Origin of the sequence: Alkalibacillus almallahensis (assembly GCF_011761495.1) — a bacterium.
In the GTDB taxonomy this organism is placed as follows: domain Bacteria; phylum Bacillota; class Bacilli; order Bacillales; family Alkalibacillaceae; genus Alkalibacillus; species Alkalibacillus almallahensis.
Window position 1 is genome coordinate 221083 of record NZ_JAASRU010000001.1, and the last position, 17905, is coordinate 238987.

23 protein-coding genes are annotated in these 17905 nt (G+C 37.9%); 21 read left to right on the forward strand and 2 right to left on the reverse strand.

Going from position 1 to position 17905, the window contains the following annotated elements; genetic code table 11:
* The first annotated feature begins 52 nt into the window (after positions 1 to 52).
* From mutS to glnA, 8 genes are all read left to right on the forward strand, one after another.
* Positions 53 to 2602 carry a DNA mismatch repair protein MutS gene (gene mutS, locus FHR85_RS01145; RefSeq protein ID WP_167260187.1) on the forward strand — a complete coding sequence of 850 codons (2550 nt, stop codon included), beginning with the start codon at positions 53 to 55 and terminating at the stop codon, positions 2600 to 2602.
* 23 nt (positions 2603 to 2625) lie between these two features.
* The gene (gene mutL / locus FHR85_RS01150) at positions 2626 to 4470 is read left to right on the forward strand and encodes a DNA mismatch repair endonuclease MutL (RefSeq protein ID WP_167260189.1); all 1845 of its coding nucleotides are present in this window, start codon (positions 2626 to 2628) and stop codon (positions 4468 to 4470) included.
* A 17-nt stretch (positions 4471 to 4487) separates the two neighbouring features.
* Complete coding sequence (gene miaA, locus FHR85_RS01155; RefSeq protein WP_167260191.1) at positions 4488 to 5441, forward strand: tRNA (adenosine(37)-N6)-dimethylallyltransferase MiaA; 954 nt, start codon at positions 4488 to 4490, stop codon at positions 5439 to 5441.
* A gap of 24 nt (positions 5442 to 5465) precedes the next feature.
* Positions 5466 to 5687, forward strand: coding sequence for an RNA chaperone Hfq (gene hfq, locus FHR85_RS01160; RefSeq protein WP_167260193.1), 222 nt, complete (start codon positions 5466 to 5468; stop codon positions 5685 to 5687).
* Between the two features lie 117 nt (positions 5688 to 5804).
* Positions 5805 to 7040 (forward strand): GTPase HflX, encoded by a 1236-nt coding sequence (hflX, locus tag FHR85_RS01165; RefSeq protein WP_167260195.1) that lies wholly within the window; start codon positions 5805 to 5807, stop codon positions 7038 to 7040.
* Between the two features lie 6 nt (positions 7041 to 7046).
* On the forward strand, positions 7047 to 8282 hold the full coding sequence (locus FHR85_RS01170; protein WP_167260197.1) for a methionine gamma-lyase family protein: 1236 nt from the start codon (positions 7047 to 7049) through the stop codon (positions 8280 to 8282).
* A 106-nt stretch (positions 8283 to 8388) separates the two neighbouring features.
* Positions 8389 to 8793, forward strand: coding sequence for a MerR family transcriptional regulator (locus FHR85_RS01175; RefSeq protein ID WP_167260199.1), 405 nt, complete (start codon positions 8389 to 8391; stop codon positions 8791 to 8793).
* A gap of 27 nt (positions 8794 to 8820) precedes the next feature.
* Positions 8821 to 10155 (forward strand): type I glutamate--ammonia ligase, encoded by a 1335-nt coding sequence (gene glnA / locus FHR85_RS01180; RefSeq protein WP_208379565.1) that lies wholly within the window; start codon positions 8821 to 8823, stop codon positions 10153 to 10155.
* A gap of 107 nt (positions 10156 to 10262) precedes the next feature.
* On the opposite strand, the gene FHR85_RS01185 is transcribed toward glnA, so the two are convergent.
* Together FHR85_RS01185 and FHR85_RS01190 are read right to left on the reverse strand one after the other, a co-directional pair.
* The gene (locus tag FHR85_RS01185) at positions 10263 to 11414 is read right to left on the reverse strand and encodes a site-specific integrase (protein WP_167260201.1); all 1152 of its coding nucleotides are present in this window, start codon (positions 11412 to 11414) and stop codon (positions 10263 to 10265) included.
* Between the two features lie 12 nt (positions 11415 to 11426).
* On the reverse strand, positions 11427 to 12053 hold the full coding sequence (locus FHR85_RS01190; protein WP_167260203.1) for a LexA family protein: 627 nt from the start codon (positions 12051 to 12053) through the stop codon (positions 11427 to 11429).
* Between the two features lie 165 nt (positions 12054 to 12218).
* Between FHR85_RS01190 and FHR85_RS01195 the strand changes: the two genes are divergently transcribed.
* From FHR85_RS01195 to FHR85_RS01255, 13 genes are all read left to right on the forward strand, one after another.
* The gene (locus FHR85_RS01195) at positions 12219 to 12428 is read left to right on the forward strand and encodes a helix-turn-helix transcriptional regulator (protein ID WP_341770914.1); all 210 of its coding nucleotides are present in this window, start codon (positions 12219 to 12221) and stop codon (positions 12426 to 12428) included.
* Between the two features lie 33 nt (positions 12429 to 12461).
* A complete protein-coding gene (locus FHR85_RS01200; protein ID WP_167260205.1) occupies positions 12462 to 12731 on the forward strand; it encodes a group-specific protein in 270 nt (89 codons plus the stop codon).
* A gap of 2 nt (positions 12732 to 12733) precedes the next feature.
* Positions 12734 to 12949, forward strand: coding sequence for a hypothetical protein (locus FHR85_RS01205; protein WP_167260207.1), 216 nt, complete (start codon positions 12734 to 12736; stop codon positions 12947 to 12949).
* On the forward strand, positions 12933 to 13121 hold the full coding sequence (locus FHR85_RS01210; protein ID WP_167260209.1) for a hypothetical protein: 189 nt from the start codon (positions 12933 to 12935) through the stop codon (positions 13119 to 13121). The genes FHR85_RS01205 and FHR85_RS01210 overlap by 17 nt, the downstream gene beginning before the upstream one ends.
* 281 nt (positions 13122 to 13402) lie before the next feature.
* Positions 13403 to 14008 (forward strand): hypothetical protein, encoded by a 606-nt coding sequence (locus FHR85_RS01215; protein WP_167260211.1) that lies wholly within the window; start codon positions 13403 to 13405, stop codon positions 14006 to 14008.
* A 46-nt stretch (positions 14009 to 14054) separates the two neighbouring features.
* Complete coding sequence (locus FHR85_RS01220) at positions 14055 to 14321, forward strand: hypothetical protein (protein WP_167260213.1); 267 nt, start codon at positions 14055 to 14057, stop codon at positions 14319 to 14321.
* Between the two features lie 124 nt (positions 14322 to 14445).
* Positions 14446 to 14616, forward strand: a complete 171-nt coding sequence (locus FHR85_RS01225; RefSeq protein WP_167260215.1) for a hypothetical protein — start codon at positions 14446 to 14448, stop codon at positions 14614 to 14616.
* A gap of 314 nt (positions 14617 to 14930) precedes the next feature.
* Positions 14931 to 15665 (forward strand): BRO-N domain-containing protein, encoded by a 735-nt coding sequence (locus tag FHR85_RS14320; protein ID WP_167260217.1) that lies wholly within the window; start codon positions 14931 to 14933, stop codon positions 15663 to 15665.
* 203 nt (positions 15666 to 15868) lie between these two features.
* Complete coding sequence (locus FHR85_RS01235) at positions 15869 to 16798, forward strand: DnaD domain protein (RefSeq protein ID WP_167260218.1); 930 nt, start codon at positions 15869 to 15871, stop codon at positions 16796 to 16798.
* Between the two features lie 21 nt (positions 16799 to 16819).
* Positions 16820 to 17104: a hypothetical protein gene (locus tag FHR85_RS01240; RefSeq protein ID WP_167260220.1), complete on the forward strand. Its 285-nt coding sequence runs from the start codon at positions 16820 to 16822 to the stop codon at positions 17102 to 17104.
* Positions 17101 to 17529: a RusA family crossover junction endodeoxyribonuclease gene (locus FHR85_RS01245; RefSeq protein ID WP_167260221.1), complete on the forward strand. Its 429-nt coding sequence runs from the start codon at positions 17101 to 17103 to the stop codon at positions 17527 to 17529. Before FHR85_RS01240 ends, FHR85_RS01245 begins: the two co-directional genes overlap by 4 nt.
* Positions 17520 to 17771, forward strand: coding sequence for a LexA family protein (locus FHR85_RS01250; RefSeq protein WP_167260223.1), 252 nt, complete (start codon positions 17520 to 17522; stop codon positions 17769 to 17771). The genes FHR85_RS01245 and FHR85_RS01250 overlap by 10 nt, the downstream gene beginning before the upstream one ends.
* A complete protein-coding gene (locus FHR85_RS01255; RefSeq protein WP_167260225.1) occupies positions 17743 to 17901 on the forward strand; it encodes a hypothetical protein in 159 nt (52 codons plus the stop codon). The genes FHR85_RS01250 and FHR85_RS01255 overlap by 29 nt, the downstream gene beginning before the upstream one ends.
* Positions 17902 to 17905 lie beyond the last annotated feature (4 nt).

The following is a 17905-nucleotide window of genomic DNA, read 5'->3' on the forward strand; positions in this document are numbered from 1 at the left end:
TTATTATTTGTGCTATAATGTCGGATAGAGCATGACAATTGGAGGAACCAACATGGCAAGATATACGCCGATGATTGAACAATATATGAAAGTAAAAGATGAAAATAAAGATGCCTTTTTATTTTTTCGTTTAGGTGACTTTTACGAGTTATTTTTTGATGATGCTTTAAAAGCTGCAAAGGAACTTGAAATCACCTTAACACAGCGGGATGGAGGCGATGAAAAAATCCCAATGTGCGGGGTTCCTTTTCACTCTGCAGAAAGTTATATTAAAACACTGATTGATAAAGGTTATAAAGTTGCAATATGTGAGCAAGTAGAAGATCCGCAAACAGCGAAGGGTGTTGTTAAGCGAGAGGTCGTACAAATCGTAACACCAGGTACTGTTATGGAAGGGAATATGTTAGATGAATCAGAAAACAACTACATAACTTCAATTGATCATCAACCTGATGGTTATATCGTAGCGTATGCGGACCTAACAACTGGTGAAACGTTTATTAGTAAAATGCAAGCCACATTAAAAGATGTTCTTAGTGAACTTTATAATCGGCCTGTTAAGGAAATTGTGCTTCCGACGAGTTTTCCGGAAGAAGAACAATCCTCCTTAAGCGCCTATTTAAATGTAACCCTATCTTACCAAGATGAAACATCTATTCCGGATGATTTCGATTATCTAGTTGAAGGATTAGAAAGCAAAGAGCTTATTAATGGGTTTGGCCGCTTATTTCAGTACATTCATCATTCTCAGAAGCGTTTTCTAAGTCATCTTCAAGCTGTAGAATACGTTCCAGTTGAACAATATATGAAATTAGATCTTTATTCTAAACGCAATTTAGAACTCATGGAATCCATTCGAGATAAGAGCCAAAAAGGAACACTTTTGTCTGTATTAGACCGAACTTCTACAGCGATGGGTGCAAGACGATTAAAGAAATGGATTGATCGCCCGCTATTATCAAAAGAAACGATTGAAAAAAGACACGCTCAAGTGGAGTCCCTTATGACCATGTTTTTTGAAAGAGAAGCATTACGCGATCAACTTAAACATGTCTATGATCTTGAACGGTTGGCTGGACGAGTCTCATATGGAAATGTCAATGCACGTGATTTACTTCAACTGAAAAAATCATTAGCAAAAGTGCCGGATATAAAAGCGACGCTTAATCAATTTGATGATGATTTAATTACTGATTTATTAGGTGATATTTCACCATATGACGCGATGTATCAGCTATTAGACTCTAGCATACATGAAGAACCACCCATTCTTATTACAGAAGGTGACATTATAAAGGATGGCTATCACGGTCAATTAGATGAATATCGAGAGGCATCCCGTAATGGTCGACAATGGGTAGCGGAATTAGAAGCTGCAGAACGTGAACGAACAGGCGTTAAGTCACTCAAAGTAGGTTACAACAAAGTGTTCGGCTATTACATTGAAGTAACGAAAGCCAACTTACATTCTATTGATGATGAACGATACGAGCGAAAGCAAACACTTGCTAATGCTGAGCGCTTTATTACGCCAGAATTAAAAGAAAAAGAGAAATTAATATTAGAAGCAAAGGACAAGAGTGTTGCTTTAGAATACGATCTCTTTGTTGAGATTCGTGAGGAAATGAAACAGTATATTCCTTTATTACAACGTCTTGCTGAACAAATTAGCGAAATCGATGTATTAGTGAGCTTTGCATTTGTCAGTGAAGAGAATAATTACTTAAAGCCTGTCATGAATGATACGCAGGTCTTAGCTGTCCAAGGTGCTCGTCACCCTGTTGTTGAACATGTGATGCAAGAAGAGTTCGTGCCTAATGACTTTTTCATGGAAGAAGATACGGATATTCTGTTAATTACAGGGCCTAATATGGCCGGTAAAAGTACTTATATGCGGCAACTTGGTTTACTAGCCATAATGGCGCAAATTGGTTGCTTTGTACCCGCAAGCCGGGCGGACTTACCGATTTTTGATCAAATTTTCACGCGTATTGGTGCGGCGGATGACCTTGTCTCTGGTCAAAGTACATTTATGGTCGAGATGTTAGAAGCTCAAAATGCTGTTTCGAACGCGTCTGATCATAGTTTGATATTATTTGATGAAATTGGTCGAGGGACAAGCACATACGACGGCATGGCTTTAGCTCAATCTATTGTTGAGTATTTACATGATCATGTTGGCGCTAAAACGTTATTTGCTACGCATTATCATGAGCTTACGACACTTGAGGAACACTTAACGCATTTACAAAATGTACACGTTGAAGTGGATGAACAAGATGGAGAAGTCGTCTTTTTACACCATATTAAACCTGGAAAAGCAGACAAAAGCTATGGTGTTCATGTGGCTAAATTAGCGGATCTACCTGATGAGATTATTGACCGAGCTAACTATCTGTTACAGACATTTGAAAGTACTCAATCAATTAAAGATGATTTAGTACAAGAGCAGCAATTAACTCTATTTGAAGAAACAGCTAGTGAATCAACACATCAGGAGTTAGAAGTCTATAAAGATATTCAAAACTTGAACTTGATGGAAATGACGCCAATGGAAGCCATGAATACACTTCATTCACTCCAAAAGCGTTTGAAGGAATAATAGTGAGAGGAGGGACGGTATAAATGAACTCAATCATCGAACTACCGAGCACCCTTTCAAATAAAATAGCAGCGGGTGAAGTCGTCGAACGTCCCGCTTCTGTCATTAAAGAATTATTAGAGAATAGTATAGATGCAGGAAGTACGTGGATCAAAATAGAACTTGAAGAAGCTGGTCTTCGCTCGATTAAAGTTATTGATAATGGGCGTGGTATGACACAAACTGATGCACCCAAAGCATTTGGTCGTCATGCCACGAGCAAAATCGCTCATGAAAAAGATTTGTTTCGCGTTGAAACTTTAGGATTTCGCGGTGAAGCATTGGCTAGTATCGCAGCGGTTAGCCAATTGACATTAAGAACGTCTACAGGTGAAGAAACAGGAACAGAGCTTGTGGTTCACGGGGGAAAAGTAGAAGAACATCAAAAACATACGAAACGACAAGGTACTGAAATCATTGTTGAACATCTGTTTTATAATACGCCTGCACGGTTAAAATATTTGAAAACAGTCCACACTGAACTTGGGCATTTAACCGATGTCATTAACCGTATGGCATTATCACACCCTGATATTCGATTTGAATGTGAGCATAATGGAAAAAAACTATTTTTCACACCTGGGAATGGCCAATTATTACAAACGATTCAACAAATCTACGGTTCAAATATCGCGAAAAATATGCTCAAAGTGGAAAATCATTCTCTAGACTATAATTTAACGGGTTATATTGGAAAACCTGAAATCACCCGTGCTAATCGGCATTATATTTCGTTAATCGTAAATGGTCGCTATATTAAAAATCCTAAAATTAATAAGGCAATATTAGAGGGTTACCATACATTCTTGCCGATCGGTCGTTATCCTGTGGTGGTCTTGCAAATTGAAATGGATCCTTATTTAGTTGATGTAAACGTTCATCCAGCTAAAACGGAAGTGCGTTTCAGTAAGGAAAATGCTTTATTTGAATTGGTTAAAGATACAATCTACGACGTCTTACATGAACAAAAGTTGATACCTGAAGGGAAACAACGAAAGCAAGAACCATCTGAACAGACAACATTAGATTTCACTCAAACAAACAGGAATGAAAAGACGAAACAAGAAGTAATGGTTGGTCAAGGTTCCCAAACTAATAACCACCACATTGCTGAATCGTTAACTTCTTTTCAATCTGAAACAAACCAACCAGCCGATCAGCCCGTTTCAACAACTGAGACACAACCGCGATCAGAACAAGAGGAACCAGAAGTGTCACCAATTGGTTCGACTGAAGCGGGAAGTGAACGGATTCCCTTTTTAAGTCCGATTGGGCAATTACATGGCACTTATATTCTTGCTCAAAATGAACAAGGCTTATATCTAATGGATCAACATGCTGCTCAAGAACGGATTAAATATGAGTACTTTAAAAAGAAATTAGGTAAACCTGATCATGAATTGCAGACTTTATCCGTTCCATTGACGTTCGATTTCACAGCACAAGAAGCGATCACGATAGAAGAAAATCGTTCACAGCTGGAATCAATTGGCTTATACTTAGAACCATTCGGTGATCAGAGTTATCTGGTAAGAGCTTATCCTACTTGGTTCCCTGAAGGAGCTGAAGAATTAACCATTCGCGATATGGTGGATGACTTAGCGCAAGAAAAAGGCATCAGTATTGAGAAAATACGAGAAGAAGCAGCGATTTTAATGTCTTGTAAACGCTCGATTAAAGCTAATCATTACTTGAGCCAACAAGAAATGAACTATTTGATTGATGAATTACGGTCGTGCCAAGACCCTTATACTTGCCCACATGGTCGACCAATCATTGTACACTTTAGTGATTATGAAATTCAACGGATGTTCAAACGAATTATGTAATAGAAATGAGGGGCAGTATGAAACCGATTGTTGTCAGCGTTATCGGTCCAACAGCTGTTGGTAAAAGTAAATTAGGCATAGAAATTAGTAAGCGATTTGATGGAGAAGTCATTAATGGCGACTCCATGCAGTTTTATCGGGGGTTTAATATAGGGACAGCTAAAGTAACGACAGAAGAAGCGGATGGTGTTGATCATCACTTAATTGATTTCTTACCAGAAGATGGTCAATATTCTGCTGCTCATTTTCAATCGGATTTGAAGTCATTAGTAGATGAAATGACTTCAAGAGATCGATTACCTGTTGTCGTTGGTGGTACAGGTTTTTATATTCATTCTGCGCTTTATGATTTTAATTTCTCAGAGGTTGACCGTAACCAAGATTATGTAGACTCGATGATGCAAGGAATCGAACAGAATGGCATTGATCCTTATTACGAGAAATTAAAGCAGGTTGATCCTGAACAAGCAAACAGGATCCATCCTCATAATATTAGAAGAGTGGTTCGAGCATTAGAAGTTTATGAGCGGACGGGGAAAACGATGTCGCAGCTGGAGCAAGTACAGTCTAATGCATCCCCTTATCAACCTTATATGATTGGATTAGATATGCCACGGGAACAGCTGTATGATCGCATAAATCGTCGCGTTGATGAGATGATTGAAGAAGGACTATACGATGAAGTATCTGCGTTATACCAGGCATATGGGGCAGCTATTCAAGCGATGCAAGGCATTGGTTACAAAGAATGGCTTCCCTATTTTCGAAATGAAGTGACGTATGATGACGTCATTAGTCAAATTAAGCAAAATACCAGACGGTTTGCGAAGCGTCAACTAACCTATTATCGCAATAAACTCCCTGACGTTCATTGGTACACCATTGATCCTAATCGTTACGAAAAAACTTTTGAGACAATTTTTTCAGATTTAGCAGGATTTTTAAATCACAAGCAGAATAATAATAATTAAGAGATAGATAGAGGAGGAAGAATTATGGCGAATTCAGCGAACATTCAAGATGCTTTTTTAAACAAATTACGTAAGGAAAAGGTTCAGTTAACGGTATTTTTAACGAATGGTTTCCAACTAAGAGGAATCATTCAATCTTTCGACAATTTCACCGTTTTAATTGAAACAGAAGGGCGCCAACAGTTAATTTTTAAACATGCCATTTCAACGTTTGCACCGGTTAAAAATATTGATTTGGACTCATAATAATAATGTTAATCATTAAGCCTATCACAAAATAAGTGGTAGGCTTATTTCATGTTGTTTGACTGCGAACAAGTTTTCGTTAACAATAAACTTATATGAAGATAAAGGAGTCCATTTATGAAAGAGCAAGCCATTATAGTCGGATGTCATACACCTGATACACCAGAACATTTATTCGAGTCATCTATAGAAGAATTAGAAGCCTTAGCTTATACAGTCGATGTCGATGTGAATGAAACCTTCATTCAAAATCGGGATAAAGTGCATTCAGCTTTATATATTGGGACAGGAAAAGTAGAAGAAATTAAGCAATACATTGATCATTATGAGATTGATGTCGTGATCATCAATCAAGAGTTAACGCCATCACAGTCTAGAAATTTAGAAGATAAATGGGAAATTAAAATTCTTGACCGCACTCAGTTGATTTTAGATATATTCGCGATGCGTGCACGAACGAAAGAAGGTAAACTACAAGTCGAATTAGCTCAACTTCAATATTTATTACCGCGTTTACACGGCCAAGGTACATCACTTTCTCGACTTGGTGGTGGAATCGGAACGCGAGGACCTGGTGAAACCAAATTAGAAACCGATCAGCGCCATATTCGTCGACGGATTACAGAAGTTAAGCGCGCTTTAGAACAAGTGGCTAAACAGCGAGATCAGTATCGTCAGCGTCGCAAGAAAAATTCAGCCTTTCAAATGGCTGTTGTTGGCTATACAAACGCGGGCAAATCAACTATTTTCAATCGGTTAAGTGAAACAGGTTCATTGGAAGAAGATAAACTGTTCGCAACCTTAGACCCTTTAACACGACAAATCACTCTACCAAGTGGTTTTGAATTCTTAATATCTGATACGGTCGGATTTATTCAAGATCTACCCACAACATTGATTGCAGCATTTCGTTCCACACTTGAAGAAGTTGTAGAAGCTGATTTTATTTTGCATGTGGTTGATGCATCTAATGAGGAATCAGTTGAGCAGGAAAAGACCGTCTATAACATTCTTGATGAATTAGGTGCTGGTGATATACCTATGTTGACGGTTTATAACAAAGTGGATTTAATTACTGACGAAGTCATCCCTTATTCGACACCAAGCGTTAAAATGTCTGCGCTAGAACCATCTGATTATGATGATTTAAAACAAGAAATTGAACAAGCACTACTTAACAACTGGACGCATTATCGTGTTTCTCTTTCAAGTAGTGAGGGGAAACTACTGAATCAATTAAAACGAGAAACAATCGTCAAACACGAACAGTTCAATGAAGATCAAGAACAATTTGAATTAGAGGGATATGTTCCAGAAGGTTCCCCTATTCATACAACATTAACAAAAAGGTGAGGACATATGAACGAACAAGATTGGCAAACGATACATGAAGTTGAAACGAAATTAGCAGATCAATTTAATCAAATAGGACAATCTGTGACACTCAATCAGACCAAAGTGCTTCAAGCCTTTCAAGAGCAGCACATTGCTGATATTCATTTTAACCCAACTACAGGGTATGGGTATGATGATCTGGGGCGCGAGAAACTTGAAGCACTTTATGCCTCAGTATTTCAAACGGAAGATGCTTTAGTACGTCCTCAAATCGTATCGGGTACACACGCTATTTCGACGACGTTATTCGGCATATTACGCCCAGACGATGAATTATTAAGTATTACAGGAGCGCCTTATGACACACTACAAGGTGTGATTGGTGCATCAGGTGAAGCGGATGGTTCTTTAACGGACTTTGGCATTCATTATAAAGAAGTGGAACTGACTGAAAGTGGGGGCGTAGACTTTGAATTGATAAGTCAATCTCTGAATGAACGGACTAAAATGGTTATGATTCAACGCTCAAAGGGGTACGCAGATAGGCCATCGTTTATGATTGAAGATATCAAAAAAATGATTGAGTTTGTAAAATCAATTGACCCGAATGTGATTGTCTTTGTCGATAATTGCTACGGAGAATTTGTTGAAACTGCAGAACCAACAGAAGTGGGTGCAGATCTAATAGCTGGTTCATTGATTAAAAACCCTGGAGCGGGCATTGTACGAACTGGAGGATACATAGCTGGACGGCAACATTTAATTGAAAAGTGCGCCAATCGTTTAACAGCGCCTGGATTAGGTAAGGAAACAGGCGCATCATTAAATAGTTTGCAAGAAATGTTCCAAGGATTATTTTTAGCTCCCCATACAGTAGGTGAAGCACTGAAAGGTTCTTACTTTACCGCAACATTATTATGTAAACTTGGGTTCACAACAAATCCTAATCAAGATGAACCACGTACTGATTTAATTCAATCCATTACCTTTCAATCTAAAGATGATATGGTTGAATTCGCGCAAATTATTCAACAGCAATCGCCAGTTAATGCCTATGTAACACCGCAACCAAGTGCTATGCCTGGGTATGATCATGAAGTTATTATGGCAGCAGGGACGTTTATTCAAGGAGCTAGTTTAGAGTTAACAGCTGACGGACCTATCCGCGCGCCTTATACGTTGTATGTTCAAGGTGGTTTAACATATGAACATGTTAAACTAGCTATTATTTCAGCTTTAAAACAACTTAACTATTTGTAAGGAGTACGAATTTTGTACTTCTTATTTTTTATGTTAACTTTCTTAACATCTGTTGACATATCTTATAACTTTGCATATAATATTATCTATATTGGAGGTGTTGGTGATGGCTGATCAAGATCGTAAGGCACTCCCACTATTCTCGATGAGCGTTGTAACGGATTTAACTGAGCTAAGCGCTCGTCAAGTTAGGTATTACGAGGATAAAGAGTTAGTTTTGCCTGTTCGTTCACAGGGAAATAGACGTTTGTTTTCCTTTTACGATGTCGATCGTTTACTCGAAATTAAAGAATTGATCGATCAAGGCGTCAATCTTGCCGGCATCAAACAAGTCTTGAAAGTTAAAACAGAACAACACGAACAACATAACCAGAAAGAACCGGCTTCAGAAGAGACTGAGAAAATGTCAGAAAAAGACTTACACAAAATGTTACGACGTGAGTTGATGGAGTCTGGTTATATGAATCAATCATCACTTGTTAAGGGAGAGCTTTCGCGGTTCTACCATTAACTGAATAAATTTGAGGAGGCGTTTATTTTGGTTAAATTTACAAAAGAAGAGATTTACAAACGTATAGAGGAGGAAAACGTTCGATTTATTCGTTTACAATTCACGGATTTATTAGGCACCATCAAGAACGTTGAAATCCCACTCAGTCAGCTAGATAAAGCACTTGATAATCAAATGATGTTTGATGGTTCTTCAATTGAAGGCTTTGTACGTATTGAAGAATCAGATATGTTACTACATCCAGATTTAGATTCATTCGTTGTCTTTCCATGGACATCTGAAAAAGGTAAAGTAGCACGTTTTATTTGTGACATTTATAATCCAGATGGCACACCATTTGAAGGTTGCCCACGTTATAACTTAAAGCGTAATTTAGAGCGCATGGAAAAACTCGGGTATACAGCATTTAATATTGGTACAGAGCCAGAGTTCTTCTTATTCAAATTAGATGAACGCGGTGAGCCGACAATGGAACTAAACGATAAAGGTGGCTATTTTGACTTAGCTCCAACAGACTTAGGTGAAAACTGCCGTCGCGATATCGTATTAGAACTAGAGGAAATGGGCTTTGAAATCGAAGCTTCACACCACGAGGTTGCGCCAGGACAACACGAAATTGACTTTAAATATTCTGATGCGGTTAAGCACTGTGACGATATCCAAACGTTCAAGCTCGTCGTTAAGACGATCGCTCGTAAACACGGATTACATGCGACATTCATGCCTAAGCCATTATTCGGCGTGAACGGTTCAGGAATGCACGCAAACATGTCATTATTTGCTGGCAAAGAAAATGCCTTTTATGATGAAAATGCGGATGAACAATTAAGTGAAGTTGCACATCAATTTACAGCAGGTATCATCAAACATGCGGTTAACTTCACAGCTGTGACAAACCCAACTGTTAACTCGTATAAGCGTTTAGTGCCAGGTTACGAAGCACCTTGTTATGTAGCATGGTCTGGTCAAAACCGTAGTCCATTAGTGCGTGTTCCTTCATCTCGAGGTTTAAGTACACGTATTGAAGTACGAAGTGTTGACCCAGCAGCCAATCCATACATGGCTATGTCTGTTATGTTAGCAGCAGGTTTAGATGGTGTTGAAAACAAACTAACAGCTCCAGAACCAGTCGACCGTAACATTTATGTGATGGATAAAGCAGAACGTGAAGCAAATGGTGTTCAAGATTTGCCAGCAACACTTTATGATGCGTTACAATACTTAAATTCAGACGATGTGATTAAAGAAGCTCTTGGTGAGCACTTAACTGAGCACTTCTTAGAAGCAAAAGAAATCGAATGGGATATGTTTAGAACACAAGTTCACCCATGGGAGAGAGAACAATATTTAAGCACTTACTAATTTCCGAATTCCCTTGCCATGAAAATGGTTAAGGGGATTTTTTTATTGTGGGAAGTTTTTGAGAGGGTAGTGGATTGAGGTGTATTCCCACAGATTTCCCACAAAAATTATTCTTTTAGGATTGTTTTCATATAATCATCATATTTCTGCATACCTTCTTGATTTATTCGGTCAGAAATATGAGCATAAACATCTGCTGTGATTTGGTAACTACCATGTCCTAAACGTTCTTGAATCTGTTTGTAGTCATTCCAACCAGATTCCATTAAAATAACAACATGAGTATGACGCAAAGAGTGAATAGGTAGTTTGGGTAATCCAGCTCTTTTTAATATGCGTTCAAAAGAATTGAATAGTGAGCTTTTAGGCATGTAGTTACCGTCATCACGACATAAGACCAAATTGAAATCATGATGATACAAGTCACCAAACGTCTTTTTATTTTCATTTTGCCATTTCAGATGGAACTTTAATTTATCGATTAATGGATCTCTTAATGTGATAGTCCTGGTTGATCGATATGTTTTGGTATCGCCAAACAGCTGATCATTAGTGGACGCTTGAAAGTCTAATGATTTGTTGATTCGAACTGTCTTCTCTTTGAAATTAATATCGGACCATTGAATAGCTGCAGCTTCACCTTTGCGCATACCTGTTTCGATCAAGAAGTAATAGAACATCCAATAAATATAACCGTACTGACGAGCTTCTGTTAGAAAGTTTGATATATCTGATGAATCAATAAATTTAATGGTTTGTTTTTTACTCTTACCTTTTATCGTAGCCCCTTCAGCAGGATTTCGATCAATAATATTTAATTGCTTTGCTTTCTCTAAACCATTTCGCAGTGTACCGTGAATGATCTCTACAGTTCGTTTTGCGTATCCTTCATTATATAAATGGTTCAGAAACTTTTGATACATCGTCGGTTTAAGATTCTTAATTTTTATATTTTGAAAGTAAGGTATAATGTGTTTATTGATATTAGTTTGATGTAGTTTGTAAGTGTTTTTACGAACTACATCCTTTTTGTATTCGGTTAACCAATGTTCCATATATTCTTTAAGCAACATGTTATGATTAGCTGTGTCAAAATTATTCAGTAACTGGTCTTCTAATCGTTGAGCTTCAATTCTTGCATCTTTTTTGCGTTTAAATCCTCTTTTAGATCTCTCTTTTCGTTGGTCAGTTATAGGGTCATAATAGGTTAATCTGAATTCCCACAGGCCCTCTTTGTACTCATTTAGTGATATACCCATTCATCAAACCTCCTAAAGATTTTGAGTAAATTTAACAGCTTTACCGATAATTTTAGCTGGATACTCTTCGTTAACAATGATTGGATCGTGATCCGAATTATCTGGAATCAATACTATATTATTTTTCTGTTTCTTTACTCGCTTTAAAGTTGCTTCCAAATCACCATTTAATAAAACTGCTGCAATTTCACCACTTTCTACATCAGGTTGCTTTCTAATAATTACATTAGAACCTTCTGGTATCGTTGGGTGCATTGAATCTCCAACTGTTTCTAAACATATAAATTCACCTACAGGCAACGTATCTGGAAGTTCGTAAGTATAACCTTTTATATTTTCCTCAGCATCTATTGGATCTCCGCAGGCTACTTTACCCAGAATAGGAATTGGCGTTATTTTAGTTATATTTTTAATATTTGATATCTCTTTTGTTAAATCTTCATTCATTAGATCTTCTAAATTAACATTGAAAATTTTTGCTATATCAGATAAAACTCCTGATTTTGGTGTGTAGGTTCCTTTTTCCCATTCACTAATAGAAGAAGAGCTTTTTCTTCCTAAAAGCTTTGCTAGTTCATCTTGATCCATATCTTTCTTGTTTCTAAGGTACCTAAGATTTTTGCTGAATACATTACTCATTAATACTTCCTCCATGAATTTATTTTAATTGAATTATACAACTAATTTCATAAAATGTGAAGTGAGTTTGATAATTTATTTCAGATTTTCTGAAAATATTACTTGACTTCAGAAAAACCGAAGTGTAAGATTGGGGTATAAATTGTTGAACGGAGGTGTTTTTTGGTGACAACAAAGACTAGAGAAAAGTTAAAAGTGTTACGAGTTAAAGCAGAAATGACGCAAGAACAGCTTGCAAGCGAGTCCGGCGTATCAGCCAGAAGTATCATTCTATATGAAATGAACGTAAATAACTTACGAAAAGCACATTACTCAACTCTTGAAAAAATAGCCAACGCTTTAGGTGTTAAAGTTGATGATATTTTTTTAGGGTGAATTTCAGAAAAACCGAAAAAGAGGTGGTAATGAATGATTGAAGTTAATGTTGATCAAGACACTGTCGAGAAGTTGACAAAAGACGAAATACAGAAGCGGCTCAATGAAGCCGACTTCGATTTGGTCTTATGGGATAAACATGAATTGACCCGTCGTACTTGCATGAGTTGGTCTACCATTCAAAAGACGTTCTTTTATCATCCAGACTGCCCGAAAGTGAAGCTTGGCGGTAAATGGTACTTCAAAGCTGAGGAAATGAAAGATTTTCTATTGAAGTGGGTTGAAGAGCAAAAGGAGGATTAAACATGATCACAACTTTTTTAGGTGGTGCACAAAAGGTTGACATAGAAGCGGAACAAAATCGCATTCTATTCAAAGTAATGGATAACAAAACAAACACGGTGATGTTTTCTGTACCGATTGAGAAAGCAGAGCATTTCATGAAAGCTTTTAATGCTGAGTATCAGATGGCAGTTGGACCTAGTGAAAAGGAAGGTGAGTTAAATGAAGAAGACATCTAATCAATCTGATGAAGAGAAGCTATATTGCGATCAATGTGGTCATGAATTGCACTTAGGAAAGTCATTCAAACATCAAAACCACAAAATGATTAAGACACGATGCGCTAACGATGACTGCCATGTCATTGGAAGCACTATTTACACAAGGGAGGATGAATATGTACAAGACTAAAAGCTTATGGCCAGATGCGGTAGCTTGTACGATTGCGATTTCAACATTTTTATATTTTATAAGCCTATAAAGGAGTGTAATCACATTGGCACCTGAATTTATTTACAAACGTAATGAAAGCAAGCGTCAAGCGTTTCAACAGTTTAAGAATAATCAAGCTGAATTAGATCGGTTACGAAAGGAAGGTCGATTATGAATTACAGATTACAAGGTATAACAAGCGCTCTAGCATTAGCGTTACTGGTTTTGATTGTGAGTTATTTTTAGGAGGGTGAAACGAAATGAGTAAAGTGACATTGACACATGAGCAGTCGACAGCAATCGAAATATTAAAAGAAACAGGCATTTCGTTTAATGGTTATTTAGAGCAAAAAGTTAGGAATGGTTTTGAAGAGAATAAGAACAACTGTTTAAACAAATTAAGACACGAAGAATTTGCAAGGGCATGGATTGAAGGTTATGAGGTTGAATCGCAGTTTGAAGTTGGTGACGTAGTATCGAAAATAAGTGGTGCAGAATTTATTTCGGGCGACATAATAGGTGAAGTTGACAAAATAAGCAGCGGAGAGGCTAAGTACCATATAAAACGTGGTGCATTTGTTCGCGGGAAGGACATCAGACACGCAACCGAACTCGAAAAACAGTTCTATGCGTTAGGACGGAAAAAGCCGAAGTTGGAAGTAAATGATTTGTTCATTGATGAAGACGACACACCCTTTAAAATTGCAACATTCAATACTCTTTACAGTGGAAACCAGTTGAACAAAATGAGTAAAGGAACAGCCATACAGTTATTGAAGTGCAATAAAATTAAATACATCTACCCAATCGAGCATCGCATTGAAGTAGGTGATAATCAAGAACTACTAGATCGTTTGAAACAATAAGAAAAACTATGAATCTATTAATGATTCATGAAGAGGAGGTGTCAAAATGAGCAGTGCTAAAAAGCAAGAATTGAGTTGGACGATTGAAGTCGAAGAACGTTGTGTGAATGACTCACTCAAATTACTAAATCAGTACACTCGCATAAAGCAATATGAACAAGCGCTTAGAGTCAATCAAGATATTGAGCGTTCATTAAAGCGGATCCAAAAGCTAAAGGATGAAGCTGGGTATGTTGATTACTTGGAAGGCATAGTAACAAAGATGGAACAAGACGGAATCGAATCTGATGTCACTTATAGCACAAAAAAATAACCGCTCGGCAAAGCGGTTAAATTTGAAAGACTGGTATATTCCAATGTTCGCATAACACGGAGTACCTATATTAAACCATGTGATGATTAAGAAAATCAAGTGGTGAATGAAAGGAGTGAACAGAATGCCATTGTTCGACCCGAATCATGAAAAAAGACAAGAGCAGCAGCTGACTGATTTCATTTGTCGTTTTGCTAGAGATGAAAAGTTATCTCAAGAACAATTAAACGAATTGCTTTCCAGAGCGGAGAGTCACGTTTATGATCTTTATCATTCAGACGCTGTAATAAAATAACCCGCCTATTTAAAGGCGGGATCGCATTAATCAGAACTGCAATTAGGTGAACAATATCTACAACCGTCAAACGGCTTAAGAGGGTGATCTCTTTTAGCGGACCTAATAGCTTCGTGACAGTCGTTCTTGAAACCGATGTAGGTTCGGTTATCCCGATCAGCACCTTGTCCACAGTCTCTTTCGTGCACTTCGTGATTTCCGTTCTTGTCAATGTTGTTATTAAAGTAGTAATGTTTTGCCATTTTTACACCTCCCTTCCTGTTAAGGTATTTCGACAGGAAGGAGGAAAATCCTACAAAGGAGTGTCAATTTCTATGAATCAATTAACAAAGATTTTTGAAGGACAAGAGTTAAGAATTATTGAGAAGGATAATGAACCTTGGTTTGTTGCTAAAGATGTTTGCGAGATTTTAGATCTAAGCAATCCAACTAAAGTCGTTAGCCGATTAGATGAAGATGAACGGTCTAACTTCAAGTTAGGTCGTCAAGGTAGCGTAAATGTAGTTAATGAATTCGGTCTATACAATCTAGTTCTAGGTAGTAGAAAACCGGAAGCAAAGAATTTTAAACGTTGGATCACACATGACGTTATTCCAGCAATCAGAAAAACAGGTTCTTATAACCAACCACAGTCTCAATTAGAAATACTGCAACAATCTGTTAATCAGATGGTCGAACAGGAGAAGCGGTTAACAGCAGTTGAAGAGAAACAGGATAACATTAACGAATTACTTAGTCTTCACCCGAATGAGTGGCGTAAAAAGGTTAATAAAATTATTAATCAGATTGCGCAAGAACGTGGCGGATTTGGCGCTTATAAAGATGTGCGAAAAGAGAGCTACGAGATTTTAGAAGAAAGAGGGAAGTGCCAGTTGTCCATTAGGCTCACTAATCGTAAACGTAAAATGGCGTTTGAAGGGGCTTCTAAATCCAAAATAGATAAAACGACCAAGATGGATGTTATTGCTGATGATGCTAGATTGACTGAGATTTATTTATCTGTAGTTAAGGAAATGGCAATAAAAAATAACGTTGATATGGCGGTGTAACAATGATTTATCACAAATAAAAAGCGACGGCACTTATAACTGATAGGACAAGTGCACATCGCTTTTAAAATTATTAGAAACCTATGAATCTTTTAAATGATTCATCACGATAGATCGTGATCAAACCAAGCTCAACAATTATATTGTACAACAACGAGCAACGTTTGTCACGTCTATCCCCTATTAAAAAGGAGGTGCAAATGATGAAGGGCTTCATCAAAGATTATCGTCAAGAATTAGACAGTCTGATATGGTCCATGCCGCCTATGTACCATCGTGTTTGGCAATACCTGAAATATATGGTTAACCACGAAGAACGAAAGGTCCCATTTAAAGACGGTAGCGTTATAACGGTTAGGCCAGGGCAACATCTTACTTCCGTTCGCAATATTGCTAAAGGGGTCGGTTATTACGAAGGTGTCACGTGGAAAGAGCCTAATCCTAAAACAGTCCGAACCATTCTCCAATGGTTAGAAAAACAGTCTATGATATCAGTAGAACGTGGTAAGGGTAACAGACAATACACACTTATAACCTTGTTAAATTGGGAAACGTACCAATCCCAATCTGTTTCAAGTAACACAAAAGAAACAGAACGTAACCCAGAAGTGAAACAGGTCGCGGACATAAACAAGAATGTAAAGAATGAGAAGAATGAAGAAGAATTATCTAATAATAATAACACGCGTGATCGAGAAGCGTTTGCAGAAATTATTGAATTCTACAAAAACAACTGCCAACAAGGTATAACGGAATCGCCTTTTAACTTCGAAGTCATAGAAAAGCTATTTGACGAATGGGGCTACGAACTCCTAATGGCATCTATGCAAGTGGCTGCACAAAAAGAAGCTAAAGGCACGCGGTTTATTGAAAGCGTCTTAGACAACTGGAAAGGTGCAGGTGTTCAGTCAATTGACGATGCTAGACGTTACCAACAGCAGTTCCGTGAAAATAAGCAAAAAACGAAGCAGTCACGATCGTCTCCTAAACAAACGTCAGACGTTATACCAAAGTGGTTTGCTAAGCATAAAGAACAAAGACAACAAGAGCAGCAAGAATCAACGCAATCGAATGAAGCGGAAGAACCAGCCAACGTGACGGACTTAAAGGCATTCTTCCATGGCACTCAATAGATTAAAAGAAAGGGTGAACATATGACACGCCACAAAGGTGAATTCAGAACAGACACCAAAGGCACCTATCACACACTGGATCCAGAAGAAGATTGGGTCATCATTTTAGAAAATAAAGAGTTTGCTTTCAGAAAGCAAGATTTAAAATACATTGAGCAACAGTACAACGAAGGACACGAACCGGAAGTTATTGCTAAGGGATTAAAACGAGACGAATGGGAAGTGCTATTTGCCCTTTGCCACTTGGCTATTAAGGGACGTGATATTCGTGTATTTGCGGAACGAAAGAGGGTAATGAACGCATGATTGCATTCACGATACACGGACAACCTGTTGCGCAAGGACGAGCAAGAGCAACCACATTTAAAGGTCAAGCGCGCATGTACGATCCAGCTAAATCAAAACACTATAAACATTACGTGCAACTAAGTGCTGCACAACATAAACCTAGCAATCTATTTAAAGGGCCTATTGATCTAACGGTTAGGGTTTATCGACCCATTCCTAAATCCATGCCGAAATACAAACGCAAGCTGATTGATGAGGGTCAACTAAGACCAACAACCAAACCTGATGTCGATAATTACCTGAAAGCAATCAAAGACGGATTGAACGGCATTATATGGCACGACGATAGCCAAGTCGTTAACGTCCACATTGAAAAATACTACGACGATCAACCTCGTGTTGAAGTTGAAATTCGTGAATGGGAGGCAGACACATGCACTTAACCATGATGCAAAAAGCGGTCTTAACCTATATCGAACGGTTCCAGGATAAACACGGATATGCCCCGTCGCAACGCGAAATCACATCAGGTATTAACCTTAAATCCGCTTCAACGGTTCATGGCCACTTAGAAAGATTAGAAGAAAAAGGTTTTATTAAGCGCAAACAGTTTAGCCCAAGAGCATTAACCATCTTAGTTAGGAGTGATGAAGCGGATGAGAGAACCATCAACGTTAACACGTGAGGATATGATTGAAGAACTCGTCTCTTATGGTCATGATGCTTCAATTTTGGAGCACTTAAGCTATAACAGATTAGCAAGCAAATTAAGTGTTGAACGTGCAAAAGATATTCGAGAACATCCTTGGTTCTAGTAGG